Source organism: Candidatus Accumulibacter phosphatis, assembly GCF_012939955.1.
Taxonomy (GTDB): domain Bacteria; phylum Pseudomonadota; class Gammaproteobacteria; order Burkholderiales; family Rhodocyclaceae; genus Accumulibacter; species Accumulibacter delftensis.
The window spans coordinates 27,523-52,607 of the sequence record NZ_SPMY01000037.1; the positions used below are offsets into that span (position 1 = coordinate 27,523).

The 25,085-nt window shown below is 63.5% G+C and carries 26 protein-coding genes; 4 read left to right on the plus strand and 22 right to left on the minus strand.

Annotated elements, in window-relative coordinates; genetic code table 11:
* The first annotated feature begins 235 nt into the window (after positions 1–235).
* Both E4Q23_RS13310 and pdxH read left to right on the plus strand, forming a co-directional pair.
* Positions 236–2,281, plus strand: a complete 2,046-nt coding sequence (locus tag E4Q23_RS13310; RefSeq protein ID WP_169067075.1) for a M61 family metallopeptidase — start codon at positions 236–238, stop codon at positions 2,279–2,281.
* On the plus strand, positions 2,268–2,906 hold the full coding sequence (pdxH, locus tag E4Q23_RS13315) for a pyridoxamine 5'-phosphate oxidase (protein ID WP_169067076.1): 639 nt from the start codon (positions 2,268–2,270) through the stop codon (positions 2,904–2,906). The genes E4Q23_RS13310 and pdxH overlap by 14 nt, the downstream gene beginning before the upstream one ends.
* A 93-nt stretch (positions 2,907–2,999) precedes the next feature.
* On the opposite strand, the gene E4Q23_RS13320 is transcribed toward pdxH, so the two are convergent.
* The 8 genes from E4Q23_RS13320 to ompA all read right to left on the minus strand — a co-directional run bounded on the left by E4Q23_RS13320 (position 3,000) and on the right by ompA (position 9,129).
* Positions 3,000–3,395 (minus strand): hypothetical protein, encoded by a 396-nt coding sequence (locus E4Q23_RS13320; RefSeq protein WP_169067077.1) that lies wholly within the window; start codon positions 3,393–3,395, stop codon positions 3,000–3,002.
* Between the two features lie 238 nt (positions 3,396–3,633).
* Positions 3,634–4,344, minus strand: a complete 711-nt coding sequence (gene tsaA, locus E4Q23_RS13325) for a tRNA (N6-threonylcarbamoyladenosine(37)-N6)-methyltransferase TrmO (RefSeq protein WP_169067078.1) — start codon at positions 4,342–4,344, stop codon at positions 3,634–3,636.
* Between the two features lie 88 nt (positions 4,345–4,432).
* Positions 4,433–4,807, minus strand: a complete 375-nt coding sequence (locus E4Q23_RS13330; RefSeq protein WP_169067079.1) for a sirohydrochlorin chelatase — start codon at positions 4,805–4,807, stop codon at positions 4,433–4,435.
* A 38-nt stretch (positions 4,808–4,845) separates the two neighbouring features.
* Positions 4,846–5,502, minus strand: a complete 657-nt coding sequence (locus tag E4Q23_RS13335) for an HAD-IA family hydrolase (protein ID WP_169067080.1) — start codon at positions 5,500–5,502, stop codon at positions 4,846–4,848.
* On the minus strand, positions 5,495–6,193 hold the full coding sequence (gene ubiG / locus E4Q23_RS13340; protein ID WP_169067081.1) for a bifunctional 2-polyprenyl-6-hydroxyphenol methylase/3-demethylubiquinol 3-O-methyltransferase UbiG: 699 nt from the start codon (positions 6,191–6,193) through the stop codon (positions 5,495–5,497). Before ubiG ends, E4Q23_RS13335 begins: the two co-directional genes overlap by 8 nt.
* Before the next feature lie 143 nt (positions 6,194–6,336).
* Entirely contained in the window at positions 6,337–7,005 is a 669-nt protein-coding gene (locus E4Q23_RS13345; RefSeq protein WP_169067082.1) for an OmpA family protein, read from the minus strand.
* Between the two features lie 76 nt (positions 7,006–7,081).
* Positions 7,082–8,395 (minus strand): TRZ/ATZ family hydrolase, encoded by a 1,314-nt coding sequence (locus tag E4Q23_RS13350; RefSeq protein WP_169067083.1) that lies wholly within the window; start codon positions 8,393–8,395, stop codon positions 7,082–7,084.
* Between the two features lie 83 nt (positions 8,396–8,478).
* On the minus strand, positions 8,479–9,129 hold the full coding sequence (gene ompA / locus E4Q23_RS13355; protein WP_169067084.1) for an outer membrane protein OmpA: 651 nt from the start codon (positions 9,127–9,129) through the stop codon (positions 8,479–8,481).
* Between the two features lie 374 nt (positions 9,130–9,503).
* On the opposite strand from ompA, the gene E4Q23_RS13360 reads away from it, so the two are divergent.
* Positions 9,504–9,944, plus strand: a complete 441-nt coding sequence (locus E4Q23_RS13360; RefSeq protein ID WP_169067085.1) for an SIR2 family NAD-dependent protein deacylase — start codon at positions 9,504–9,506, stop codon at positions 9,942–9,944.
* Here the strand turns inward: E4Q23_RS13360 and E4Q23_RS13365 are convergent.
* The 12 genes from E4Q23_RS13365 to E4Q23_RS13420 form a co-directional block, all read right to left on the minus strand.
* Positions 9,928–10,161, minus strand: a complete 234-nt coding sequence (locus tag E4Q23_RS13365) for a DUF1272 domain-containing protein (RefSeq protein ID WP_169067086.1) — start codon at positions 10,159–10,161, stop codon at positions 9,928–9,930. The two genes, E4Q23_RS13360 and E4Q23_RS13365, sit on opposite strands and share 17 nt — an antisense overlap.
* Complete coding sequence (locus E4Q23_RS13370; protein ID WP_169067087.1) at positions 10,154–10,738, minus strand: cysteine hydrolase family protein; 585 nt, start codon at positions 10,736–10,738, stop codon at positions 10,154–10,156. Before E4Q23_RS13370 ends, E4Q23_RS13365 begins: the two co-directional genes overlap by 8 nt.
* A gap of 254 nt (positions 10,739–10,992) precedes the next feature.
* Positions 10,993–11,310, minus strand: a complete 318-nt coding sequence (locus E4Q23_RS13375; RefSeq protein ID WP_169067088.1) for a pyrimidine/purine nucleoside phosphorylase — start codon at positions 11,308–11,310, stop codon at positions 10,993–10,995.
* Complete coding sequence (locus E4Q23_RS13380) at positions 11,307–11,516, minus strand: DUF2788 domain-containing protein (RefSeq protein WP_169067089.1); 210 nt, start codon at positions 11,514–11,516, stop codon at positions 11,307–11,309. Before E4Q23_RS13380 ends, E4Q23_RS13375 begins: the two co-directional genes overlap by 4 nt.
* An 18-nt stretch (positions 11,517–11,534) precedes the next feature.
* Positions 11,535–12,764 carry an argininosuccinate synthase gene (locus E4Q23_RS13385; protein WP_169067090.1) on the minus strand — a complete coding sequence of 410 codons (1,230 nt, stop codon included), beginning with the start codon at positions 12,762–12,764 and terminating at the stop codon, positions 11,535–11,537.
* A gap of 66 nt (positions 12,765–12,830) precedes the next feature.
* Positions 12,831–13,766, minus strand: coding sequence for an ornithine carbamoyltransferase (gene argF, locus E4Q23_RS13390; RefSeq protein WP_169067091.1), 936 nt, complete (start codon positions 13,764–13,766; stop codon positions 12,831–12,833).
* Positions 13,767–13,778: 12 nt separating this feature from the next.
* The gene (locus E4Q23_RS13395) at positions 13,779–14,951 is read right to left on the minus strand and encodes an aspartate aminotransferase family protein (RefSeq protein ID WP_169067092.1); all 1,173 of its coding nucleotides are present in this window, start codon (positions 14,949–14,951) and stop codon (positions 13,779–13,781) included.
* Positions 14,952–15,295: 344 nt separating this feature from the next.
* Positions 15,296–16,096, minus strand: a complete 801-nt coding sequence (locus E4Q23_RS13400) for a formylglycine-generating enzyme family protein (protein ID WP_169067093.1) — start codon at positions 16,094–16,096, stop codon at positions 15,296–15,298.
* Between the two features lie 103 nt (positions 16,097–16,199).
* Complete coding sequence (locus tag E4Q23_RS13405; protein WP_169067094.1) at positions 16,200–18,974, minus strand: formylglycine-generating enzyme family protein; 2,775 nt, start codon at positions 18,972–18,974, stop codon at positions 16,200–16,202.
* Positions 18,971–20,032, minus strand: coding sequence for an AAA family ATPase (locus E4Q23_RS13410; RefSeq protein WP_169067095.1), 1,062 nt, complete (start codon positions 20,030–20,032; stop codon positions 18,971–18,973). Before E4Q23_RS13410 ends, E4Q23_RS13405 begins: the two co-directional genes overlap by 4 nt.
* Positions 20,033–20,067: 35 nt before the next feature.
* Positions 20,068–21,429, minus strand: coding sequence for a TIR domain-containing protein (locus E4Q23_RS13415; RefSeq protein ID WP_169067096.1), 1,362 nt, complete (start codon positions 21,427–21,429; stop codon positions 20,068–20,070).
* A 42-nt stretch (positions 21,430–21,471) separates the two neighbouring features.
* Positions 21,472–22,254 (minus strand): zf-TFIIB domain-containing protein, encoded by a 783-nt coding sequence (locus E4Q23_RS13420; protein ID WP_169067097.1) that lies wholly within the window; start codon positions 22,252–22,254, stop codon positions 21,472–21,474.
* Between the two features lie 530 nt (positions 22,255–22,784).
* Here E4Q23_RS13420 and E4Q23_RS13425 point away from each other — a divergent pair.
* Positions 22,785–24,002, plus strand: coding sequence for a S8 family peptidase (locus E4Q23_RS13425; RefSeq protein WP_169067098.1), 1,218 nt, complete (start codon positions 22,785–22,787; stop codon positions 24,000–24,002).
* Positions 24,003–24,195: 193 nt separating this feature from the next.
* Here E4Q23_RS13425 and E4Q23_RS13430 read toward each other — a convergent pair whose 3' ends face one another.
* Positions 24,196–24,603, minus strand: a complete 408-nt coding sequence (locus tag E4Q23_RS13430; RefSeq protein ID WP_169067099.1) for a hypothetical protein — start codon at positions 24,601–24,603, stop codon at positions 24,196–24,198.
* 222 nt (positions 24,604–24,825) lie between these two features.
* Positions 24,826–25,059 (minus strand): DUF3567 family protein, encoded by a 234-nt coding sequence (locus tag E4Q23_RS13435; protein ID WP_169067100.1) that lies wholly within the window; start codon positions 25,057–25,059, stop codon positions 24,826–24,828.
* Positions 25,060–25,085: the final 26 nt, after the last annotated feature.

Here is a 25,085-nt window from a genome sequence, read left to right on the forward strand (position 1 = left end):
AGCCAAACAAATTTCTCTTCGGGCCTATTCCCGGTGAAATCATTGTGGCACGACTTGCGCCGGGATCCTAGCGTTGCTCAGGTCGTTGAAGCGTCAGCGGATTGACCGACAGGCGCGGCGTCGGCGTAGCGACACCTCCTCTGCTGCACCGCCGAGACGGCGACCACTGCCTGGCGAACAGTACAGAAGCCTTACAATTCCCACCGTGCCACCCTACGATAAGAGAAAACGCCCGATGAAGCCCGCGAGCATCTTCTACAGCATCCGCCCGAGCCACCCGGAGGCGCACATTTTCGAGGTGCGCTGCACGCTGGCTAACGCCGACCCAAGCGGCCAGCGCTTTTCCCTGCCCGCCTGGATCCCCGGCAGCTACCTGATTCGGGACTTCGCGCGCCACATCGTGTCGATCCGCGCCGAGTCTGTGGGCAAGCCAGTACGTCTCGACAAGATCGACAAGCACAGCTGGCAGGCCATGCCGATGGGCAAAAAACTGTCCGCGCTGACGGTGATCTGCGAAGTCTACGCCTGGGACCTTTCGGTACGCGGCGCGCACCTCGACCAGACACACGCTTTTTTCAACGGCAGCAGCGTTTTTCTGCGCGCCCTTGGTCACGAGCATCTACCCTGCCTGGTGGATATCCAGCGGCCGCTTGGCAAGCGCTATCGCGACTGGCGTGTGGCGACCGCGCTAGCGCCTGCCGAAGGCGAAAAAGGTGCCGCCGACCGGCACGGCTTCGGCGTCTACCGTGCTGCCAACTACGCGGAATTGATTGACCATCCGGTGGAGATGGGCGGCTTCACGCTGGCTACGTTCAGCGCTTGCGGAGTGCCGCAGGAGGTAGTCATCAGCGGGCGCCACGACTGCGACCTGGCACGGCTCACGGCCGATCTGACGCGCCTTTGTGAATGGCAGATCCGATTTTTCGGCGAGCCCGCACCAATGCCGCACTACCTGTTTCTGATCACCGTCATCGACGACGGCTACGGGGGTCTCGAACACCGCGCCTCGACGGCGCTGCTCTGCGCCCGCGACGACCTGCCCTACCCGGGCATGCAGGGAACGCCCGAGCGCTACCGCACTTTCCTGGGACTGTGCAGCCACGAGTACTTTCACAGCTGGAACATCAAGCGTATCCGCCCCGCCGCATTCACCGCCTGCGATCTCGATGCAGAGAACTACACCACACTGCTGTGGGCCTTCGAAGGCTTTACCTCGTACTATGACGATCTGGCGCTGCTGCGCTGCGGCTTGATCGAACTGGAGGAGTGGCTGGGATTGGTCGCGCGAACGATCGACAAGGTCCTCCGCGACCCGGGCCGCAAGCGGCAAACGCTGGCCGAGTCGAGTTTCGACGCCTGGACCAAGTTCTACCGACCGGACGAGAACACACCCAACGTGGTGGTCAGCTACTACGCCAAGGGCGCTTTGGTCGCCCTGGCTCTGGACCTCAGGCTGCGTGCCGGCACCAGGAACCGGGTATCTCTTGACGACGTCATGCGTGCGCTCTGGCTACGGCACGGCGAACGCACTGCTTACGGCGGCGTCGGTGTCGGTGACGATGACATCCGCTTGCTCGCCGAAGAGCTGTCCGGCCTCGACCTGGCGCAGTTTTTCGCCACGGCGATACACGGCACAAGCGAGCTCGCGCTGGCGCCACTGCTGAAACCGTTCGGTATCCAGCTGTTACGCCAAAAAGCGTCGACAACGCCGACGCTTGGCGCAAAAATCAGCACTGACGGCCGGGAAGTGCGCCTGGCGACGGTGTACGCAGGAAGCCCTGCTCAGACAGCCGGTCTCTCGGCCGGCGACCTGTTGATAGCCATCGACGGCCTGCGGGTTACGCCCGATTCTCTCGAACGCCTGTTGTGCCGGCGGCAAGCGGGCGAAAGCATCCGCGTACTCGCTTTCCGACGCGACGAACTGATGGACTTCTCGCTGCGCCTCGAATCGCCAGCCAGCGACAAGCACCAACTGGTCGTAAAAGAGAAGCGCAATGTCCTGCGCGAAGGCTGGCTAACGATCATGTCAGTCGAGATACCCCGGATGATGAAAGTCATGACCGTCCCCCCCCCTTCCCCCGGCCCTTCTCCCGCAGGGGGAGAAGGGAGGTTCGTGAGTCGCATACGCGACTTTCGCATTAAGGGTCATGGCATCTCGATATACCCCATGATCATTGGAGTCATGGCCGCCCTCCCGCATTTGCAGTGCGCATCCCGGTTGCGGGGCGCCAGCATTCTTCAACCCACCTATACCCCAGGCACCGACGATGACCCAACTTAGCGACCTTCGAAAAAGCTACGAGCGTGCCGAACTCAGCGAGGAGGCGTCGCATGCCGACCCCGGCGAGCAGTTTTCGAAATGGCTCGCCGAAGCGATTGCTGCACAAGTACCCGAGCCGAATGCGATGACCCTGGCCACGGTCGACAAGCGCATGCGCCCGTCCACACGGGTCGTCCTGATCAAGGGCTTCGATGCGCAGGGCATCACCTGGTTCAGTAACTATGAAAGCCGCAAAGGCCGCGAGTTGGCCGCCAATCCCTGGGCCGCGCTGCAGTTCCACTGGGTCGAACTGGAGCGCGTCGTGCGTATCGAAGGCCGGGTCGACAAGATCGGCGAAGCAGAAAGCGACGCCTACTTCGCCAGCCGCCCGCTCGACTCAAGAATCGGCGCCTGGGCCAGCCCGCAAAGCCAGGTTATTTCCAGCCGCGCGGTGCTGGTCGCCAACGCCGCTCGCTATGGCGCCAAGTTTCTGCTGCAGCCGCCGCGCCCGCCGCACTGGGGCGGCTACTGCCTGCAAGCGGATTGCTGGGAGTTCTGGCAAGGGCGCAAGAGCCGCCTACACGACCGCTTGCGCTACCGGCTTGGGAGTGATCAGCAATGGATTCGCGAGCGACTCGCTCCCTGACTACCGAGGCGCGGAAATTTAGTAAGCGCAGCGACTCCCGGCAAGCGCGCGCCGACGGTTGCGCCATCAGCCCTCACGGCAACCCGCCTCGGCCTATTCGGCACGCGGCGCAACCTGCTCCCAGGTGCCGGGACACTGGGTCACTACCGGATAGTAGGCAGCGAGTTCCCGGCAGTAATACCAATAGCCGGGCTCGAGCGCCTGGCCGCTCGCCGCTGCAGAGACCTGCTCCCTTTCGACGTAAACCACCGGAGGGGGAACGTTGATGACTGGCGGATAGACTGGCTGCGGATAGTAGACTGGCGGACCCCACGGCCAACCCCAGCCAAGGGGGGCGCCAAAATAGACCCCCACAGAGCCACCTCCATAGCCCCTGCCCCCGTACCCTCCCCCGGTATCCGCCGCGATAAGGGCCGCGATAGCCACCGCCACCACCGACGACCACAGCGCCGACCGCCGGATAGGCGCCACGCCCACGGCCATCGGCAAGAACGGTGTTCGGTTGCACGAAGGCCAGCAGCAACAGCGCGCCGATCACGGTTTTCATGGAATCGTCTCCAATTATGATGATTTTCCAGAGCGCTGGCCGGCAGTCGCAGGATTGCTTGCCGGCCCGATAGCGATGCCGGCCTGGAGAAGAGGCAACGCTTGGCTCTTGACGATGATTCGATAGTAACGCAGCAGCCGCGACACGGCTGACAGGCTGACCACCTTCCCCATCTTCAGATCACGAAGACACCTCGTCCTGCGGCCCAAGAACTGCCTCGACAATAGCTCGTGTCGCCGTACAGCGCCATTTTATTTCCAGATCGTAGAGACGAAAGCCGTACTGGCGCAGAGGATCTGCTGCGTATGCCGGACGCGGATCCTGTGCCAGGACCTCGCGCAACAGGGCCGCCAGATCCGGCCAGCGCCGCTCGTGGAGAGACACCTGGGCCGCCGCCTGCGCACTGAACTTGACGGCCAGTTGCTGCGGCGGCCCAGCGACGAAACCGGCGCGTGCGGCCGCTTGGCTCTCGGCGAAGGGGATGTACGGTTTGATATCGAGAACCGGAGTACCGTCGAGCAGATCGACGCCGCCGAACGTGAGCAGCACGCCGTCGCACGTATCGATCGCCAGCAACTCGACCAGCGACAAGCCCAGAGGGTTGGGGCGAAAAGGGCTACGACTGGCGAATACGCCGACCCGCGCATTGCCGCCAAGGCGCGGCGGACGAACCGTCGGGCTCCATTGATCGGCACTGCGGTGGAAAACGAAACTGAGCCAGACATGCGAGAACGCCTCCAGCCCACGCACCGCTTCCGCTCGATCATATGGGCGCAGCAAGCGCAACTGGCCGCGGGCATGGGGCGCCAGCTGCGCCTGCCGTGGAATGCCGAAACGATCGCGAAACGGCGTTGCTAGAAATCCGATCGGAGAAAAGCTGAACTCAGGCACCGCAAGGCTCCACGCCAGCCCTGGTAGCGCGCAGAAATCGAGAACGCGCGACGCGCGCCTGGCACGCGCTGCCGCTGGCCACTGTCGACTAGCTGTCGACCAGCGCCAGCGCGTGCCAGGCCATCGCCTGCACGACGCTCTCGGCTTCGCCGATCGCAGCGCCCAATTCAAAATGCGCCTGCGGATGGCTACACCGCAACTCGTCGAGCAGCAAGGGCACATCGCGTTTCAGATGTCCGCCGCGGGCGATGAACATCGGCAGCACGACGATCCGTTCGAAGCCCTCGGCGAGCAGCGACTCGGCACAGTCGCGCAACTCGGGCTTCATGAACTCCAGGAAAGCCAGTTCGACGCGCCGATGGGGAGCCTGTGCGCGAAGGACGGCGCAGACGCGGTGCATGGGATCGGCCCAGTCGGGGTCACGTGCGCCATGAGCAAAAAGGATCAGAGCGGTCTTGGGCATAGAGCTTGTCTCGAAGAGGTCACGAACGTCACGGGCGTTCAGTGTACACCGGCCAGGGCGGCAATTTGGTGAGCGTGATCGACAACATGATCGGCGCCCCAGTTCTCTATCGGGTCGCCATCTCCGAGATAACCATAGCGCACGGCCACGGTTACCATGCCCGCGGCACGGCCAGCCTGGATGTCACGCAGATCGTCACCGACGTAGAGGCAACTCTCGGGACGCCTGGCAAGCAGCGAGCACGCCAACTGCATCGGGTGTGCTGCCGGTTTGGCGCGGCGTGCCGAATCGCCGCTGACGACACAGGCTGCGCGTTTGGCGTAGCCAAGCCGGGCCAGGAGCGGCAGGGTGAAGCGCTGCGCCTTGTTGGTGACGATACCCCATGGCGAACAGCGCCCCTCAAGTCCGTCAAGGAGTTGCTCAATACCCGGAAAGAGCGTCGTTTCGACACAAATGTCCTGACTGTAGTAGTGCAGGAAGCGATCGTAGAATTCTACGTAGCGGGCATCACTCGGCAGCATCGCGAGCCCGCCCTTGAGCATGCCCCGTACGCCCTGCGAGGTCAAAGGGCGGAGTTGCCCTGGCGGCACCGGCGCCATCCCCAGATCGGCACGCAAACGGTTGAGGGCGGCGGCCAGGTCGGGCGCGGTATCGGCAAAAGTGCCGTCAAGATCGAACAATACCGCTTCAAACATTCTTCACGCTGTGCAGGAGGTAGTTCACGTCGGTGTCGCTGCCCAGCGCGTAATGCTTGCTAAAAGGATTGTAGGTCATCCCACGCAGCTCATCCGGATCGAGACCGACATTTCGCAGCCAGCGCGAGAGCTCTGACGGCTTGATGAATCTCGCATAGTCGTGGGTACCCTTGGGCAACATCTGCAGCACATACTCGGCGCCAATCACCGCAAACAGGTAGGCTTTCGGATTGCGGTTGATGGTCGAGAAAAAAACATGCCCGCCGGGTTTGACCAGAGCCGCGCAAGCGGCGACGGTGCTCGCCGGATCGGGGACATGCTCGAGCATTTCCATGCAGGTGACGACGTCAAAGCTGCTGCCCTGCCGGGCAGCCAGCTCTTCGGCAGAAATCTGCCGATAGTCGACCTGTCGACCACTTTCGAGCAAATGCAGTCGGGCCACGCTGAGCGCCTTGTCGGAAAGATCGATACCGGTCACCGTCGCGCCCTTCTCGCACATGCCTTCGGAAAGTAGTCCACCACCACAACCGACGTCGAGCACACTCTTGCCGGCGAGCTGGCAATGACCGTCGATCCACTCCAGGCGCAAGGGGTTGATGTCGTGCAAGGGCTTGAAATCGCTGTTCGGGTCCCACCAGCGATGGGCTAGCTGGCTAAATTTCTCGAGTTCGTTCGGGTCGGCGTTGATCATTGTGAAGCGGTTTCCCTAACAAAAGGCGGGCAGCAGGTTCTAGTGCGCGACCTTCGTGGCGCGCAAAAGCAAGTGCGCAGTGCCCGGGCGCAGCAACAAAAAAAGCCCTGCCGAAGCAGGGCTTCTTCCGTAACACAAGCGGATTACTTGGTGCCGATGAGTTCGATATCGACACGACGATCAGGCTGCAGGCAGGCGATGACTTTCGCGCTCTTGGCACCGGCGCACTGGCCAGGCTGAGTCACGGGCTGCTTCTCGCCCTTACCTTCGGTGTAGACGCGGTTGGCTTCGACACCCTTGCTGACCAGATAGCTCTTGACCGACGCGGCACGCCGCTCGGACAGTTTCTGGTTGTAAGCGTCGGAGCCGATACGATCGGTGTGACCAACGGCGATGATCACTTCCAGCTTGATCTGCTTGGACATGGCGACGACTTCGTCGAGCTTCGCCTTGCCGGCCGGGCGCAAGGTTGCCTTGTTGAAGTCGAACAGCGCGTCGGCAGCGACAGTCACCTTGTCACCAGACGGCTTCGGTCCGGCGGCTTTGGCCATCGGCGGCTCGCAGACTTCCTTCGGCAGCAGATCCTTGTCGCACTTGCAGCCAGCCGGGTCCTTGGCTGCGCCTGCAGGCGTCCAGAAGCCGGTCCGCCAGCAGAGGCCGGCACCGCTCATCGCGACTTCACCGCGGGAGTCGATCACATAGACACGATCCAGGGGAATCGAAGTCTGTGCTTGAGCCAGCGAGGCGCCGAAGCCGAGAGTGGCGGCAGCGAACGCGGCCACGATGGTGCTTGTTCTTACAATTCTTTTCATCTAGGTTTCCCTCGTTAATTTAAGGCTGCGGAGCAGGTCCACATAGCCTGTTATGCCTCGTTGTTCACTGAACTCGTCACGGACGGATTTTATTTTGCCACAAGAGCGCCAGTTTTATCAATCCAGTTTCGTTGCTTTCAATCAGTTGCCCATCCTCGACGCGTATCCGACCAGCGACCCACACGGCAGAAACATGCTCTCGGCCTACAGCATAGGTGAGGTGTGAAACGGGCTCGTAACAAGGCGCAAGCACGAGATCGTCGAGAGCGACAGCGCATAGATCCGCCGCCTTGCCGGGCGTGATCGAGCCGATCTGTGCCTCGAGGCCCAGTGCCCTGGCGCCAGCGAGCGTTGCCATGTGCAGTACTTGATGGGCATTCAAGGCGTCGGCGCGGCCACTCTGTTGCTTGGCCAGCAATGCCGCCAGCCGCATCTCCTGGAAAAGGTCGAGGCGGTTGTTGCTGGCCGCGCCGTCGGTACCTAGACCGATGTTGATCCCTTTCGCCACCAATTCGCTAATCGGAGCAATCCCGCTGGCAAGCTTGAGGTTGGAGCTGGGGCAGTGTGCGAGCGAACACCCGTGCTGGGCGAGCAGGTCGATTTCGTGCGCCTCGAGGTGCACCCCGTGCACCGCGATCAGCGCCGGGCTCAGCAATCCCAGGCGACGGATGCGCTCGATCGGTCGCACCCCGAAGCGCTGCACGCTTTCCTCAATTTCCTGGCCGGTTTCATGCAGATGCAGGTGTATCGGCAGCTCGATCTGCTCAGCAAGCGTCAGCACCTTGGCAAAGCCGGCGTCGCTGACGGTGTAGGGCGCATGGGGAGCCAGGCAGAAGGACAGCAGCGGCTGTTCCAGGCGTTGGTCGCGGATGGCCAGCCCCTTGGCCAGATAGTCGTCCGCATCGGTCGCGTAGCTACTCGGAAAGTCGACCGTGATCAGGCCTATTGCGGCGCGCATCCCCGAGGCCAACGCGGCGTCGGCCGCAGCGCCGGGGAAAAAATACATGTCATTGAAACAGGTAATCCCGCCGCGCAGCATTTCGGCACAAGCCAGCAGCGTACCGTCATAGACGAACTGCTCCGAGACATGCTCAGCCTCAGCCGGCCAGATGTGATGCTGCAGCCACTCCTTGAGCGGCAGGTCGTCGGCAAGACCGCGCAACAGGCTCATCGCGGCGTGAGTATGTAGATTGACCAGTCCCGGAATCAGCACATGCTGTTCCAGCCGCTTGTGGCTCTTGGCCGAAAAGCGGCTCGCAGCCTCATCCTGAGGAAGGACGGCAAGGATGCGACCATTATCGACCACGACGGCATGATTTTCGAGAACCACGCCGGCGGGGTCGACCGGAACTATCCAGCGCGCCTCGATGAGCAGATCGACAACTTTCATGGGCAGGGTCGCCGTATAAACAGGTTTGTACAAGCTGAAAAAAAAACCCCGCCGAGGCGGGGTTTTCTTAGGCCTTGCCTGAATTACTTGGTGCCGATGAGTTCGATATCGACACGACGGTCAGGCTGCAGGCAGGCGATGACCTTCGCGCTCTTGGCACCGGCGCACTGGCCAGGCTGAGTCACGGGCTGCTTCTCGCCCTTACCTTCGGTGTAGACGCGGTTGGCTTCGACACCCTTGCTGACCAGATAGCTCTTGACCGACGCGGCACGCCGCTCGGACAGTTTCTGGTTGTAAGCGTCGGAGCCGATACGATCGGTGTGACCAACGGCGATGATCACTTCCAGCTTGATCTGCTTGGACATGGCGACGACTTCGTCGAGCTTCGCCTTGCCGGCCGGGCGCAAGGTTGCCTTGTTGAAGTCGAACAGCGCGTCGGCAGCGACAGTCACCTTGTCACCAGACGGCTTCGGTCCGGCGGCTTTGGCCATCGGCGGCTCGCAGACCTCTTTCGGCAGCAGATCCTTGTCGCACTTGCAGCCAGCCGGGTCCTTGGCTGCGCCTGCAGGCGTCCAGAAGCCGGTCCGCCAGCAGAGGCCGGCGCCGCTCATCGCGACTTCACCGCGTGAGTCGATCACATAAACGCGATCAGCCGCAGTTTGCGCTTGTGCGACGCCAACTGCAGCAAAAAGGCCGATTGAGGCCAGTAGGGTAGTAATGATTTTCGATTTCAAGATATTCCTCCTCGATTAATCTCTGTTAGGTCCGAATGCGTGTCACGCGATGCGATTTTTGCGCAGTCGGCGGATTTAAGCATACAAACTTCAGCGGCTTCAAGCATTGGTTTGGCATTGTGTTGCTTTTATACAACGATTGAGGGTTAGCGATGCCCCGCGACGAGCACCGAAAGGCTTCCCACGACGCCGAGGCAGGCCCTGCGGACCAGCTCTCTGCCGCCCGCGGACAGCATTCGCCAGCGGTACGCTGGAGCCGCTGCGCACCGACTAGCCCCTTGCCAGCGAATCATCAGGCCAAGGACGGCCTCGAAGGCCAGTTCCCCGGCGGTCGTTTCTGGCAATCCACAGCGAGCACGGGAAAGGAGAGGAAGATGCAATCAAACAGCCTGGCGTCCGGCGCTTCCCTGCTCCGCACAGCGAAGGGAATCGTCGTCTTCTCGGGTGCCGGTCTTTCCGCCGATAGTGGGATTCCAGCTTTCCGCGACGGGGAAACCGGACTCTGGAACACGGTCGATCCTGACGAGGTCGCCAGAATTGAGGGCTTCCCGCGCCATCCGGCACGCGTCTGGAGCTGGCTGCTGGAGTTGAAGAAGTGGGTGGACGAACGGCAACCGAACGCCGCTCACCAGGCCCTCGCTCGATTACAGGAAACCTGCCGGGGAAAGCGACTGACAGTCATTACGCAGAATATCGATAACTACCATAGCCGTGCCGGGAACGCACCAGTGCTCGAAGTGCACCGCACCATCCACCACCGCCGCCGCTGCCAGCAGCATTGCGGCTTCACGACGAAGCTCAAGCAAGCGGCTTGAACACGCGCTGTGTCGAGGCTGGATGGCGCAGGAGTTGATCCGCCGGGCGAATCGGCCGCCGCACGAGTTCGCCGCCGCAATTAGGGCAACGACCGAGCAGTCGCCGCTCGACGCAAGCGGCGCAGAAGGTACATTCGAAGGAGCAGATCATCGCCTCCCGCGACTGCGGCGGCAGTTCGCCATTGCAGCATTCGCAATTCGGTCGCAATTCAAGCATGTACGGCTCCGAGGCTGGCCAGGCAGTCGTCGACGCTGGCGATGCGTGCGAAGCGCCCGGCCAGCACCAGTTCGGTATGCGCCTTGATCTCTTGCGACGAATACACCCGACTGCTGACGGGATGTGTCATCGAGAAAGTGAGCGTCGCTTCGCTGACGAAATCAACCTGATAGCCGATATCCGACGCCACCCGGGTGGTCGTCTCGCAGCATTGCTCTGTGCGGATACCGGCGATGATCAGCCGCTCGACGCCGTGGCGGCGAAGCCACAGGTCAAGGCCGGTGTCGGAAAAGGCGTTGTGCGTGTGTTTGACGAAGGACACGTCGGGCGAGCCCGGCAGCCAGTCGAGCCCACGCACTGCGCCCGATCCCTCACTGAACGGGCCGGCCTGGCCGACGTGGAAGATGTGCACTACCGGCACGCCGCGCGCGCGGCAGCCGTCGTCGAGGGCGAGCAGCGCCTCCTTGAAGGCGGGCACCTCGGTCTCTGACCAGAAAGGCATCTGACGGAAAGACTCCTGCACGTCGATGACGATGAGTGCGCAGCGGCTGACGTTTTCGATTTCGTTCGCGGACATTTCCGGTTCTCCTTTGTTGAGCGTGCGGCCATCGTAAGGTTTTTTCCCGAGCGGAACGATAGCCAAGGCGGAGCACAAGGGGGGGAGAAAGCACCATCGCCGTTGCGGCGAGCGGCGGCGGCCGCGCTGCCTAGTAGCCAGCGAGGGCCAGGCAAGCAGTACCAGCGCCCGGGTTCAGGCTCGGATTATTGCCAGATAGCCGGAGACACTCAGACACTCAGACACTCAGGGTCTCAAAGACCCGCAGACGCGAACTACTCGAAATGGCAGACGTAGTGAAAAGCGTCGTCGCAGACGATGTCGAACGACGAGTCGCCGGGAACGGCGAAGGACTGCCCGGCGGCGTAGGTAGTCCACTGCTCCTTGCCGTTGAGGCGCACGCGGCACGCGCCAGCAACGCATTCCATGACTTCCGGGGCGCCGGTGGTAAAGGTCAGCGACGAGGGCATGATGACGCCGATCGTCTTGCGGCTGCCGTCTGCCAGGAGCACGGTGTGGCTGACGCACCTGCCGTCGAAATAAACATTGGCCTGCTTGACCACACTGACGTTGTCGAACTGCGAGCTACTCATAATCCCCAGACTTTCTCCATAATCGTCTTGGCTATGAAGCCAAGCATCCCGAAGGACAGGACGAAGAACAGGACAATCGTTCCTGTCCTTCCGGCTTTCGCTTTCCACGCAATCTCGCCGATGATGAACAACATGAAGAGCATGAAGGCACCGATCCCGAAGGTCATGCCAAATTCCGCTATCTGCTCTTCCGTCAGCCCAAACATGGCGGGCTCATCTCCAGATTAATGTGGGCGTTGCGCCAGCTTTGCCGCGATACGCATGCGCAGGGCGTTGAGCTTGATGAAGCCTCCGGCGTCCTTCTGGTCGTAAGCGCCAGCGTCGTCCTCAAAGGTGGCGATGGTCGAATCGAACAGGGAGTTGGTTTTCGAATCGCGACCGACGACGATCACGTTGCCCTTGTAGAGCTTGACCCGTACCCAGCCATTGACCGGCTGCTGGGTGTGGTCGATCAGGGTCTGCAAGGCGAGCCGCTCGGGGCTCCACCAGTAGCCGTTGTAGATCAGGCTGGCGTAGCGCGCCATCAGGTCGTCCTTGAGATGGGCGACTTCGCGATCCATGGTGATCGACTCGATGGCTCGGTGCGCCGGCAGCAGGATGGTGCCGCCCGGGGTCTCGTAGCAACCGCGCGACTTCATGCCGACGTAGCGGTTCTCGACCAGGTCGATGCGACCGATGCCGTGCCTGCCGGCCAATTGATTGAGCAGCGCCAGCAGTTCGTGTGCCGGCATGCGCGTGCCGTTGATGGCCACCAGGTCGCCCTTCTCGAATTCGAGATCGAGGTACTCGGCCGCGTCGGGCGCTGCTTCCGGAGACACCGTCCAGCGCCACATCGACTCTTCGGCTTCGGCGGCCGGATCTTCCAGATGGCGGCCTTCGTAACTGATGTGCAGCAGGTTGGCGTCCATCGAGTAAGGCGAGCCGCCCTGGCGGTGCTTCATCTCGACCGGAATGCCATGTTTTTCGGCGTAGGCGAGCAGCTTCTCGCGCGACAGCAGGTCCCACTCGCGCCACGGCGCGATGATCCGGATGTCCGGCTTGAGCGCGTAGGCGCCGAGTTCGAAGCGCACCTGGTCGTTGCCCTTGCCGGTGGCCCCATGCACCACGGCGTCGGAACCGGTCATCTCGACGATCTCGACCATCCGTTTGGCGATCAAGGGCCGCGCGATCGATGTGCCGAGCAGGTACTCGCCCTCGTAGACAGTGTTCGCCCGAAACATCGGGAAGACGAAGTCGCGCACGAACTCTTCGCGCAGGTCGTCGATGTAGATGTTCTCCGGCTTGATACCGAACTGCAGCGCTTTCGGCCGCGCTGCCTCGAGCTCGTCGCCCTGGCCAACGTCGGCGGTAAAAGTCACCACCTCGCATTGATAGGTATCCTGCAACCACTTCAGGATCACCGAAGTATCGAGACCACCGGAATAGGCCAGTACCGCTTTCTTGACGTCACTCATGAGATTTCCCTGCTGATCTTGCTGATTGTTCTGGTTCTGCTGAGGATGCTGATCGTGTCGCTTCAGCTATTTGGATTTCGGCGCCTCGACCCGGCCCACGAGGAGGTACTCGAGGAGCGCCTTCTGGGTATGCATGCGATTCTCGGCCTCGTCCCAGACGACGCTCTGCGCACCGTCAATGACCGCGGCCTCGACTTCCTCGCCGCGATGCACCGGCAGGCAGTGCATGAACAGCGATTCGGGCCCGGCGGCGCGCATCATTTCGAGGTCAACCTGCCAGTCGGCGAAGTCCCGCCGGCGCTCGTCGTTCTCGGCTTCGAAACCCATCGAGGTCCACACGTCGGTGGTCACCAGGTCGGCGCCGCGTGCGGCTTCCATCGGATCGGCGTAGCTCTCGAAGTGGTCGGTGCCATACAGGCCGGCGCGTGCCGGCTCGACTTCGTAGCCCGGCGGCGTCGACACATGGACGTTGAAATCGAGCACTTCAGCGGCCTGCAACCAGGTATTGCAGACGTTGTTCGAATCGCCGATCCAGGCCACCGTCTTGCCCTGAATCGGACCGCGATGCTCGATGAAAGTGAAAATATCGGCGACGATCTGGCAGGGGTGATACTCGTTGGTCAGGCCATTGATCACCGGCACCCGCGAATTGGCGGCAAAGCGCTCGATCATCGCCTGCTCGAAAGTGCGGATCATGACCACGTCGCTCATCCGCGAAATCACCCGCGCCGCGTCCTCGACCGATTCGCCACGCTGCAACTGCGAATCGCGGCTGTTCAGGTAGATCGCCGAACCGCCGAGTTGCTGCATGCCGGCTTCGAAGGACAGGCGGGTGCGCGTGCTGGCCTTCTCGAAAATCATCACCAGCGTACGGTCGCTGAGCGGCCAGTATTTCTGGTAGGACTTGAACTGCCCCTTGATCCAGCGCGAGCGCTCGAAAAGGTGGTCGAACTCTGCACGCGTGAAGTCCTTGAACTGCAGGAAATGTTTGACGCTATCCATCACCGATCTCTATCAGGAGGCGAGAAAATCGCCAATCACTCCGCCCAGGCGGCTCACCAGTTCACGCGCCTCGTCGGCACTGAAGTTCAGCGGCGGCAGCAGGCGCACGACCTTGTCGGCAGTAACATTGATCAGCAGCCCGACATCGAGCGCGCGGGTCACTAGTTCGCCGCAGGGGCGATCAAGTTCGATGCCGATCATCAGGCCCTGGCCACGAATCTCGACCACGCCTTCGCAATCCGCCAGGGCCTGCGCCAGACCCTCACGGATCAGCCGACCGATGGCCACCGCACTGTCGATCAAGCCGTTCTCTTCGATGACCGCAATGGTCGTCAGCGCAGCGGTCGACGCCAGCTGGTTGCCACCGAAAGTCGACCCATGCTTGCCTGGTTTGAACAGGCCGACCGCCTTGCCGGCTGTCAGGCAGGCGCCGATCGGCACGCCGCCGCCCAGCCCCTTGGCTAGCGTCACCACGTCGGGGTGGATGGCCGCGTGCTGAAAGCCGAACCAGGTACCAGTGCGGCCGGTTCCGCACTGCACTTCGTCGCAGATCAGCAGCCAGTCGTTCTCGTCACAGAGCGCGCGCAGGCCGCGCTGGAAATCGACGTCTGCGATGTTGATGCCGCCCTCGCCCTGGACGATTTCAAGCATCACGGCGACGACGTTATGATTCGACTTGGCTACCGCCCGAATGGCTTCGAGATCGTTGTAGGGAACGCGCACGAAACCGGAGACCAGCGGTTCGAAGCCGGCCTGCGCCTTGCGGTTGCCAGTCGCCGAAAGCGTCGCCATGGTGCGGCCGTGGAAGGCGTTCTCCATGACCACGATCGCCGGCCGCTCGATATCCCGCTTGTGGCCGTAATAGCGCGCCAGCTTGATCGCTGCTTCGTTGGCTTCGCAACCCGAGTTGCAGAAGAAGACCTCGTCCATCTCCGCCAGCGCCGCCAGCTTGTCGGCCAACTGCGCCTGCTGCGGAATACTGTAGAGGTTCGACGAATGCAGCATGCGCCCGGCCTGTGCAGCAATCGCCGCGACCAGCGCCGGGTGGTTGTGCCCAAGCGTCGACACGGCAATTCCCGACAGCGCGTCGAGATAGACCTTGCCGTCGGTATCGGTCACCCAGCTGCCATCGCCATGGCTGAAGGCGATGGGCAAGCGAGCGTAGGTATTCATCAGGTGCGACATGGATCACCCATTGCAAAGCACTTGAAACTGAAACGGCGGCTCGCGCCGCCGAATTACGAGAAAAACGAGAAAAACGAAATGAACGAGATCCGCACAGGAACCAGCATCGGTCCGTTCCGGCATGCTTTAACAGGGGTTCACACACCGTCTTACAAGGGCATGGATTTTACGGGAAAAAGACTCTGCTGTATAGAAAAGGCGGGGGTTTTGAGGAGTGTGCACCGGGCTGGTGAGGCGGAGAGGTCGATAGGCGTGCATGCGGCACAGGGCGGCACGATTCAGGTGACTGCTGGCGCGGCGATGGTTTCGCGCGGCTCCCTCCGCCCTTCCGAAACGCTTCAGCGTCAGGATCGCATGAGGAAGCGAAAACCCGTGAACTGGTTCGCGCCGCCGGGCGCAACGACGAGGCGGTCTGCGGCGCGCACGTCCCTGGCGTTGCTTCCCCACGAGCCGCCGCGCTGCGCGCGCAGGGTTGCGCTCGGGTCAGCCGCGCCGATGCGCAGCGATTCCTGCTCGTCGAAACCGTCGGCGCACCACTCCCAGACGTTGCCGTGCATTTCGTAAAGGCCCCACGCGTTGGCGGGCAGGCTTTTCACTGCCACCGGCGCGGCGGGGTCGGAGCCGCTGCGAAAGTTCACCTGTGCCAGAGTGATCTCGTCGCCGAAGCTGTAGGCGGTGCGCGAGCTGGCGCGGCAGGCGTACTCCCACTCCGCTTCGCTGGGCAATTCGGGCGGCACGCCCTGGCTGAAACTCTGCAGCCGGGCGAGGAAACCGCTGCCGGGTGCCGTGATGTCGTTCCAGCTCACCTGTTCGACGGGATGTTGCGGGCTGCCCGGATGGGTCGTGTTGCTGGCGCTGAACTGGCTTGGGTTGCTGCCCGTCACCGCCTGCCACAGCGCCTGCGTGCAGGCGGTGTCGGCGAGCCAGAAACCGGCGGCGATGCGCGTCTCGATCTGCCGGTCCGGCTGCCGCTCGTCGCCCATCAGGAAACGCCCCGCTTCGATCCAGCGCAGGCGCTGCACGACGTCAGCGACCGCCAGGTCGGCCCAGAGTCCAAAGCGGTCGTCGCCCCAGGCGCTCGCCCAGCGCGGCGGGAAGGGAGCGGGGCCGCGCTGGCGCCATTCTTCAGGGGTGATGGCGTTCATCGCTTGCTTCGCTTGGGATTGGGAATCGGCCATGGTCTTGGTGTGCTACCCGGCTGGCGCACCAAAGGGGTAGCACGGGTCAGCACGTCGGCAACGCGCCGCCTTACTTCCATGCAGCCGCCCCCGGGGCATGGGCCACACGTCCAGCGACCCCAGCGGCGCCGTCCCGAGGGGCTGGCCCCTTCTTGGTCCCGGCCGAACTGCTTGACCGTAGGACGAACCGAAACCCGACGTGGTCGTCACAGTAGCTAGACTCTAGCCTGAGCCAGGCGGCGCAACGTGCGGCCCTGCCGAAGTTATACCACGAGCCGCCGCGCGAAACGCGGGAGCCTCTCTCATGCGTCCGAGGAAAAGTCTCGGCTCGTGCGGTATAGTCGGACAGCCCGGCGGCACACCACTCCCACACGTTGCCATGCATCTCGTACAGACCCCAAGCGTTGGAAGGCAGACTCCTGACCGGAACGGTCGCGGCTCGATACACAACGCTGCCGCGCTTGTCGTACGCTTCTCGACCGTCGTAATTCACTTCGTCGGTACTGATGCTGTCACCGAAAGCGAATGGCGTGCAAGTACCAGCGCGACACGCGTACTCCCACTCAGCTTCGCTCGGCAGACTGACAACAGCGCCGGATAGTACTTCTTCGAGCCGCTGCACGAAGCGTTGCACGTCGTCCCAGCTCACCTGCTCGACCGGATGCTGCGCTCCACCGCCTTTTCCGGCGCGGAAAGAGCTCGGGTTATTGCCCATCACCGCCTGCCACAGCGCCTGCGTACAGGTGCTGTCGGCGAGCCAGAACGCCTGCGTCAGGGTCACCTCGTGCTGCGGGCGTTCTTTCTCCGAGCGCATTCCTTCTGACAGCGGCGAGCCCATCAGGAAATGGCCGGCTTCGATATAGCGCATTCGGAAGAGGATCGCCGGCGGGCTGTCCGGCGCAGCGCGCGGTTCGACGGGCAGCAGCACGTCGGCGTAGAGCCCGAAGCCGTCGCGGCCGATTTCGTCCGCCCACTCGGGGCGCTCGATACGGCTGACGAGGTAGCGGTGACGGCCAGCGACCAACGTCAGCGCGCCTGCCGGGCCAGCGAAGGCCTCGGCCGTCGCAATCCGCTGCACGCCAGCGGCCGGGTCGAGCAGGCGCGTCGACTTGCCGCCTGCATCGCTGACCTGCAGCCGCTTGATCTGCAGCGGCGAGCCGAGCCGGGAATGGCCGGGTCCGGCCGGGCGCTCGGCACCCCAAAGCATCAGCCCCTCGTCGCTGACGCCGAGTTGGCAGTCGACTTCCGTTAGGTCCGTGCGGGCGGCGACCGCCTGCGCCAGGTGTTCAGCGCCCAGCGCCGGCGGCGACTGGCGCTCCCCGGTCGCCAGCCACAGCGGCGACAGCCACTGCGAGTTGGCCGCAACCCAGCGCTGATCGGCGCCGTTGCGGGCGAGCAGGTCGAGCGTGTATTGGCGCGTTTGCTGGTCCACTGAGCCAGTTCTGGTCGCGCGCTCGCTGAATGCGGCGAACCAGCGCTGCGCCTCGTCGATGCGGGGAGCACAGCCGTCTTGCGCCTCGGGGCGGGCGTGCGCTTGCCAGATGAGGACTTCGGCGGCTTCGGTCGCCCTGCCCCGCCAGGCGTGGATGTGCAGCGCCACTTCGAGCGCCGCAAGTTGTTCGGCGGCAGCCAGTTCGGCGAAAGCCTGGCGATAGGTCTCGACATATTCCGCCGAGACGGCACGCGAGACACTACTGTCCTGGACCACCGGCTGGCGCGCCCAGACCAGTGCTTCAAGCGCCGGTTCGGCGGCGTCGTCGGCGCTGACGCCGCGCAAGGCGCGCAGCAGCGCCGGTTCGGCCCGAACGCAGAAAGCCATGCGTGCCAGCAATTGCTCGCGCAGCGCTGCCAGCCGATTCCGTTCGAGTCGCCGCTGCTCGTCAGTGGCGATACGGCCACGCTGGCGACGCAGACCGCCGGCCGGCTGCAGGCAAAAGACGTCGGCCCAGCGCGTCAACTCGACCTCGATCTGTCGCGGCGCCAGCGGCGCCCAGACGACGGGCTGCGCGCCGTGCTGCGACAGGTGGCGGGCAAATTCGGCCCACGCGTGCATCGCCGGCTGCGCGCCTAGCGCGCCGACATCAGAGAGCAACAGCACCCGCGTTCCCGGCGCCGGCATGGCAATGGCCTCGGGCCGAGGCGCAGAAACCCGGCCGGCATGAGCGGGCTTCTCGGGCCAGCGCTGACGGACCTGCTGCGGACTGCCGTCGACCAGCCACAAGGTAAAGCCTCCGGCACCGCGTTGGCGCAGCAGGTCGGTGACGATGGCCTGGAAGTCTTCCTGGTAAGGCTGCAGGTGTGCGGCGCGATCCCAGACGACCAGCAGTTCGCCGCCCCACAGCGACTGGCGAAGGCGCGGCAAGCGTCGCAGCGGTCGGGCGTCGGACAGTTCGCGCAGCAGGCGCGGCATGTCGAGCCCGGCGTGGCGCGTTTCGACCGCCGAGCGCTTGAGCGCCGGCCACAGCCGCGCGTGACGAACCAGCGGAACGAAGGGCGCCGCTTCGCCGTCGCTGCGCCGGGGCGCGCATTGCGCGGGCGTCAAGGGCTGCGATCTGTCTTGTCGGGCGCGTTCAGCCGGCAGTTCGAGACGTTGGCAGGCGGTGATGGCGAAAAGTGGCGCGCGCAGAGGCTCTCTTGCTTCGACTTCGGCAGATGTTGCAGGCGCAGGACCGACCACGACACGAACTTGGCCTACGGGCGAAATGATGCCCGAGACGCTTGCAACCACCGGTTGCCGCTCGAAGGCAAGCAGGCCAGCGTAGCGACGCTGTCGCTCCTCGTCGTCGCCGGCAAGCGACAGCGCGCGCAACAGATCGGCCCGCGCCAACAAAGGCGAGCGGTTCATTGCGGCGGCGGCTCCCCTGCTCCGAGGGCTGCTCGCTGCTGCGACAACTGCGGACTGCCGTCGATGATTCCGTTCTTGAGGAAAGCGTACGGCGCCAGCCTCGCCAGCCACTCTTTCTGCTCGTCGCGCTTGCCGGGCGCCAACCGGCCGAGAGCGGTGAGCAGGTCAATGTATTCGGCCAGCCCCGGTGGCGAAACACCCGCCATGCGTGCGTTATGCCGATCAGCCTCGAGTTGCTCGGCGGCCATCCTGAGGATCGTTTCGTGCAAACGCCTAGCTGATGGTGCCGCGGTGCCGAAGTGCGCGAGCCCACGTTTGACGAGAAAGTCGGCATACGAATCGTCGGGCCCTAAGGTGAGTACCACGCAGCGGCGCAGGAAGGCCGCCGGCAATTCGCGCTCCTCGTTGGTGGTGATCACCACCAGCGGCAGGCCATCGCCGGGCTTGATCGGCTGCCGCGTCACCGGGTTGGGAAACTCGCGGCTGCCGAGAACTTCGAGCAGGCTGTTCGGCAGGTCGCTGTCGGCCTTGTCGATTTCGTCGATCAGGATGACGTGCCCGGCGGGTTTGGCGCCGGCGCTCGCTGGTGCGCCGGCTGAGTGGCTGCCCGGCGACGCTTCGCTGCCATCGCCGACGTACTGCTTCACGGCGGCGGACTGCGGTCCATACCCAAGCGCGTCATCCCAGGCAAAAGCCAGCCAGAACGGTCCGGGCAGCCAGTAGCAGTGATCAGGCTTGACGCCACCGCCGGCAACGCCGGCGGCCTGCGCATCTGCCAGTCGCTGCACGGCGTCGAAGCGGTAAAAGAGATCCTGCGCCTCGAAGCGAGGGCTGATCGTGACGCATTCCAGGCGCCAGTCCAGGGCCCTGGCCACCGCCAGCGCCAGCTGGGTCTTGCCGGTTCCCGGTTCGCCGCGCACCAGCAGCGGCCTTCCTGACGCCAGCGCCAGATGCAGGGCGTCGATTTCGTTCTGCGACCATTGATGAACGATGTCGTCGAAGCGCTCGACGGCGTCCGTTTTCAGGTTCTTCAGCAATTCTCTGACGTCAGTTTCCATTGGTTCGGCCTGTAATGTCGTGGCGTGGTTGATCTCTATGCCCGGGGCGGCATCTCTTCGAGGCGCGCGATGATGAGCGCGGCAGCCTTGGCGGGAGGATGCTTACGGCAGTCGGCAGCGAGGTCGATGGAAAACAGACCATCCACCGGTTCGTCGTCAAAACGGAAAGGCATGATGCGATCATCCTGACGCTTCTTGATCAGCTCACGCACGACGCGCCATTCAACGCCACCACACCATTCCTTTGCCTGGTAATCCCTGCCGAGAAAGACGACCACCAGATCGGCCTGCTCGTGATAGATCTTCTGCAAGAGGAGGTCTGCGTTCGGTCTTGCCAGCTGTGCCTCGAAGTTGGGGTAGTAGAAGACGGCGTCGCGTCCCAATTCCTCGACGAGGTCCGAGGCGACCTCATCAACATACTCGCGTTGTTCACCCGCGAGCGAAAGCGCCACCCGAAAGCGCATGTCCTGCAAACCGGACCGGGCCTGCGCCTTTGGTCCGGACAACCGCTCGAAAAGCGGCAACAGATAATCCATCAGGTCGGCCTGTAGATTTGCTCGCTTCCACGCCTGCCTGCCGGGTTCGTCCAGCCGATCCCCGATGGCCTCACCGTAGCGGAAAGTGGGCACGCCAAAGTACGTCGCGAACTCCTTGCGCAGAGCCTCTTCATCGAGCGGGTGAGCGCTGGCCGCGTTCAGGCCGAACATCAGCCGCGAATCGTTCTTGCGGGCGTAGCGCGTCAACTGGCTGAGCAGCGCGTCGTCGGAAACGACACCACGGGCCTTGACGTCCTGCAGAAGCGTCCGTCGATCGACCTTCCCCAGATCATCCAGCGGCGTCTTGACGATCGCCTGTAGCTCTGCCTTGACACATTCCCGTGCCCCCTGGAAATCCAGTTCCAGCGGCGGCACGTCGTGCAGGACATTGATCGCTTCGGCAGTTCGCGTCTGCTCGTCGAAACGGATGCGGACGCCGTTTTCGCACCACGCGGCCGCAATCACCGCGGCGGCCAGCTGCTCGCTGGCGGCGATCAGCATCTCGTCGGCTGCTCCGGCTCCAGCTTCGCCTCCTGGGCCGATGCCTTCGGCTGCGAACTTTTCTTGCACCCGCCGTTCGCAGGCGACCAGGCAAATGCCGATGGCCACCTGCTGCAGGGCTTCGGGCGTCCCGGCGCGACCGCCAGCGAGTTTGCCGAGCTTTGGCGCAAGGCCCAGGATGTTGCCCAGGACATCAAAGGCGCCCTGCCCCAGACAGTCTTCCAGGAGCGCCGCAGCGTCAGCCGGGACCCCGGTCTCGCACTCCACAGCCCAGGCTTTGGCGAAAGCCGACCACAGTTCTTCCTGCTCGTGAAGCTCCCCGAGCCGGTCGCGAAGGCTCTGCTGCAGGCGAGTGGTCATCGTTCGCCGCTCACGTAATCACGTAATCACGCCATCACCCGCTCAGCGCCGCAGCAGGTTCCAGACGGTTTCGATACCGCCCACGACCAGATCGGAAATGTCTGCCTCGAGCAAACCCTTGCGCGTTTCCCGAGTCGCCAGCGACTTCGCGCGCTCGTTGGCGAGCAGCGCATCGGCGACGGCGTGCGGGTTCACGTGCTCCTGCCGGCTGGCTTTTGCGCCAAAGTTGTCGAGCGCGTCCTGCACCGCGTCGGGATCAAGAATGACGATCGGCGAACGGCAATGCGTGCACACGTGATCGCGACGGATATCGACCGGTGCGCCACAACCCGAGCAGCGGATGGTCTGCACCTGCCGCGCCAGCTCGGCGACCTCGGCGCCGTTGAGTTGGCGAACGAAGCCTTTTTCGATCATGAACGCCGCGAAGGCGCTGTAGCGACCGTGGCGCTGCGGGCAGCGGCTGTAGGCGAAGCGGCCGTTGCGCGTGCTGTCGAGCCGGTGCATCAGGGGTTCGCGGCAGCGTGGGCATTGCAGCACGTCGCGCCAGGGTTGGCGCAGGTCGGCGTGGTGTTCGTGCAGCAGGCGGAAGAGTTCAAGAACGCCGGCCGGAGCGAGTTGCGCGCTCTCGAACTCGTCGAACCAGATACCCTGGCAAGGAAAGCAGATGTCGAGCGACACGACGCCGTTGAGCTGGCGCTTGAACTGCTGCACCGCCATCGGCGCGTGGCAGCTGGGACATGGGCCGCCGCTCGCCGAACGAGAGGGCTGAGCGGAATGATCGGAATGCGCGGCTTGCGCTGACTGCGGATCGCTGGTGTTGTTCATGGCATCGAATGCTTGAATGCTTGAATGCTTGCATGCTTGGATCACTGGAGGTGGGGCGTTTCTGCCACTCCCCACCTGCTGCTCCGCGCCCTGGCTGCTCACCGCAGCCAGAAGCGCACGTCGGCGAGTATAGCCGCCAGTCCTTCCACAAGCGAGCGCGGACCGGGGCGACTCGCCGTCGTCCACTTTTCTTGCCGCCTGTGCCGTGGGCACTGGTGCCCGTTCAGTAGGCATCCTGACGCGCGCGGCAGCGAATGCTCTCTAAGAGCACTCACATTTCCCAACGGAGTGATTCGGCCGATAGAATCAATCAATCGATCCAGGATTGCATTCTGTCGCTTGTGACCTAGAGTACTTATATCGTCCCCCATGCTCACTTAGCGGTCTTCCGCTACAGGGCCACTCGGCTGTCTTGTCCGGGCTGGCACCCCCCAGCGGGCACCAGGGCCGAAAGAGGCACTTTCCGCCGCAGCCACGGGCTGCACGAAAAGCGCCAGGAATCCGAGACAGGCAAAGTGGAAGGAAAAGCCATGAGCGAGAAGCGGAAATCGGTAATCATCACCTTCAAGGCAAAGGAAAAGCGTTCGGACAAGAGCGCGGACAAGGTGGACATCGTGCGCAGCGTATTGCCCAAAGGCATGCAGACGTACTTTTTTGACGCGACGAGCCTGGCGTCAGGAGCATCAGTGCCGGCGATGGACCAGGATCTGATCGCTTACGACGTCAATCAATACGAATCGCCGATCGTCACCGCGCGGCTGACCAAGGCGGAGATCGAGGAACTGTCGAAAAATGGCAACGTCGCCGAGGTAGAGGAAGACCAGGTGTGCTACGCGATCGGCAGTCAGTTCGGCCACCTGCAATTCGAGAACCAGCCGAGCATCCTGGCCGAAACCGTGCCGGCCGGCGTTGTGCAGATCAAGGCACCGCAAGGCTGGCCGTCGTCGCAGGGCGAAGGAATACGGGTGGCGGTGGTCGACACCGGTATCGACTACAACCACTCGGACCTCAAAGCCAACTACCGCGGCGGCGTCAGCTTCGTTGCCGGCGCGAGCACACCAATGGATGATCACGGCCACGGCACGCACTGCGCGGGCACGGTTGCCGCCGCAATCAACGGTGCCGGCGTCGTTGGCGTAGCGCCCAGCGCCTACCTGTACGCGGTCAAGGTTCTGGACAGCAGCGGTAGCGGCTCGTATAGCCAGATCATTTCGGGCATTGACTGGTGCATCCAGAACGGCATGCGCGTGGTCAGCATGAGCCTCGGCGGGTCAGGCGGGTCGACGGCCCTGCAGAACATCTGCAATACCGCTTGGAGCAAGGGTCTGCTGGTCGTCGCGGCGGCCGGAAACACCGGTGCCAGCGTCGGCTACCCGGCCAAGTACAAGAACGTGATCGCCGTATCGGCGATTGATTCGGCCAACGCCCTAGCAGGCTTTTCCAGCCGTGGGCCGGAAGTCGACATCTGCGCGCCGGGAGTTAACGTCCTGTCGACGACCAGGGGTGGTGCTTATGGGACGATGAGCGGTACCAGCATGGCCTGCCCGCACGTTGCCGGTGCAGCTGCCGCGGTGTGGGGCGCCCACCGCTTCGCCAGCAACGAGCAGATCTGGAACCTTCTGGCGTACTACGTCGATAATCTCGGCGCGCCGGGCTGGGACGCCAGCTTCGGTTATGGCCGGGTCAACGTCGACCGGGCAGCGTTGGCCTTGACGCCAGCACCGGTGATCGCCAAGAAAGGCATCTAGGATCGCTGCGCGCTGCGGGCCTTGGTGGTCAGGTCAGAGAGCACGGACCCGCTTCGCCAGCGAGGTTGTTCGCGCTGCGCGCCGCCTGTTGGATACTTCGGCAGAAAGGTTGTTGCTGCCGGCGGCAGCGCCGCTTGCCGATCAACGACCGTGAGCTGTTGGCGCCAGCCTGACGGAAAGCAATGAGCCCGCCTCAGCGTGGCCCGAGTGCTGCCGCCGGCTGATCAAGTTCTATCGACGTGACGTTGCCGGCAGCAGCCAGGGTCGCAATCTGGGCGGCAGTGACTGCTGCCGCGGCGGCGGCAATGCTCTGATAGACGGCTGTCGGCTCGACTCCCAAGTGGCGCAGCAATTCGACGCTGGCACTATCCTTGAACGAGACGATAACGGAGAACTTGCGCGAGTCGTCACGGTTTGCCCGCAATTCGTCGGCCAGCGACGTTTCGATCTTCATATGGCCTCCGGTGCGCCCTTTGCCGTTGGCCGCCTCGCCACCGCATGTGGGCGTTGGCGTGAAGACCAGCAAGTGCGCGAAAAGTACAATGATCGCCTTGGCACGCCCGCCTCGACAGCTGGCGTATTGCTTGTCGCTAGACATCATGGCCGACCCTCCGCTGCACTTGTGCGGCAGCCACCCGAGCCGCCGTCCGAGCGAGCAGCGCGCCGCCGTCCGCGGGTGCATCAACAGGGCTGCGAGCGTGTACAACGCACCTGTTCAGCATAGCTCATCCGGGGCCATCGCGCACGATGCGCCGCAAGCCAAGTCGCCATGCTCTCGACGCAACCCGAAGCGGACGTCAGCAGAGCCCGCACGACCAGCCCGTCAGTGCAGCACGATGGCGCGGGCGGCGCCCGCGCAGTAGGTGTCAAGCACGGCGTCGATCGATTCTTCGTCGCGCTCATTGTCGGGAATCTCGTCGAGCGTGCGGCGCAGGGCCCTGGCCACCGAGCCCTGGACGAAAAGGCTGCGGCTGGCCGCCTTGTCGACCAGCTCGAAGCCCTCCTGCACAGGATAAGCGACGATCGAGTAGTGCGCACTGTCATAGACGAGGTTCATATCGGTCGCTCCGTTTCGGCCCCGCG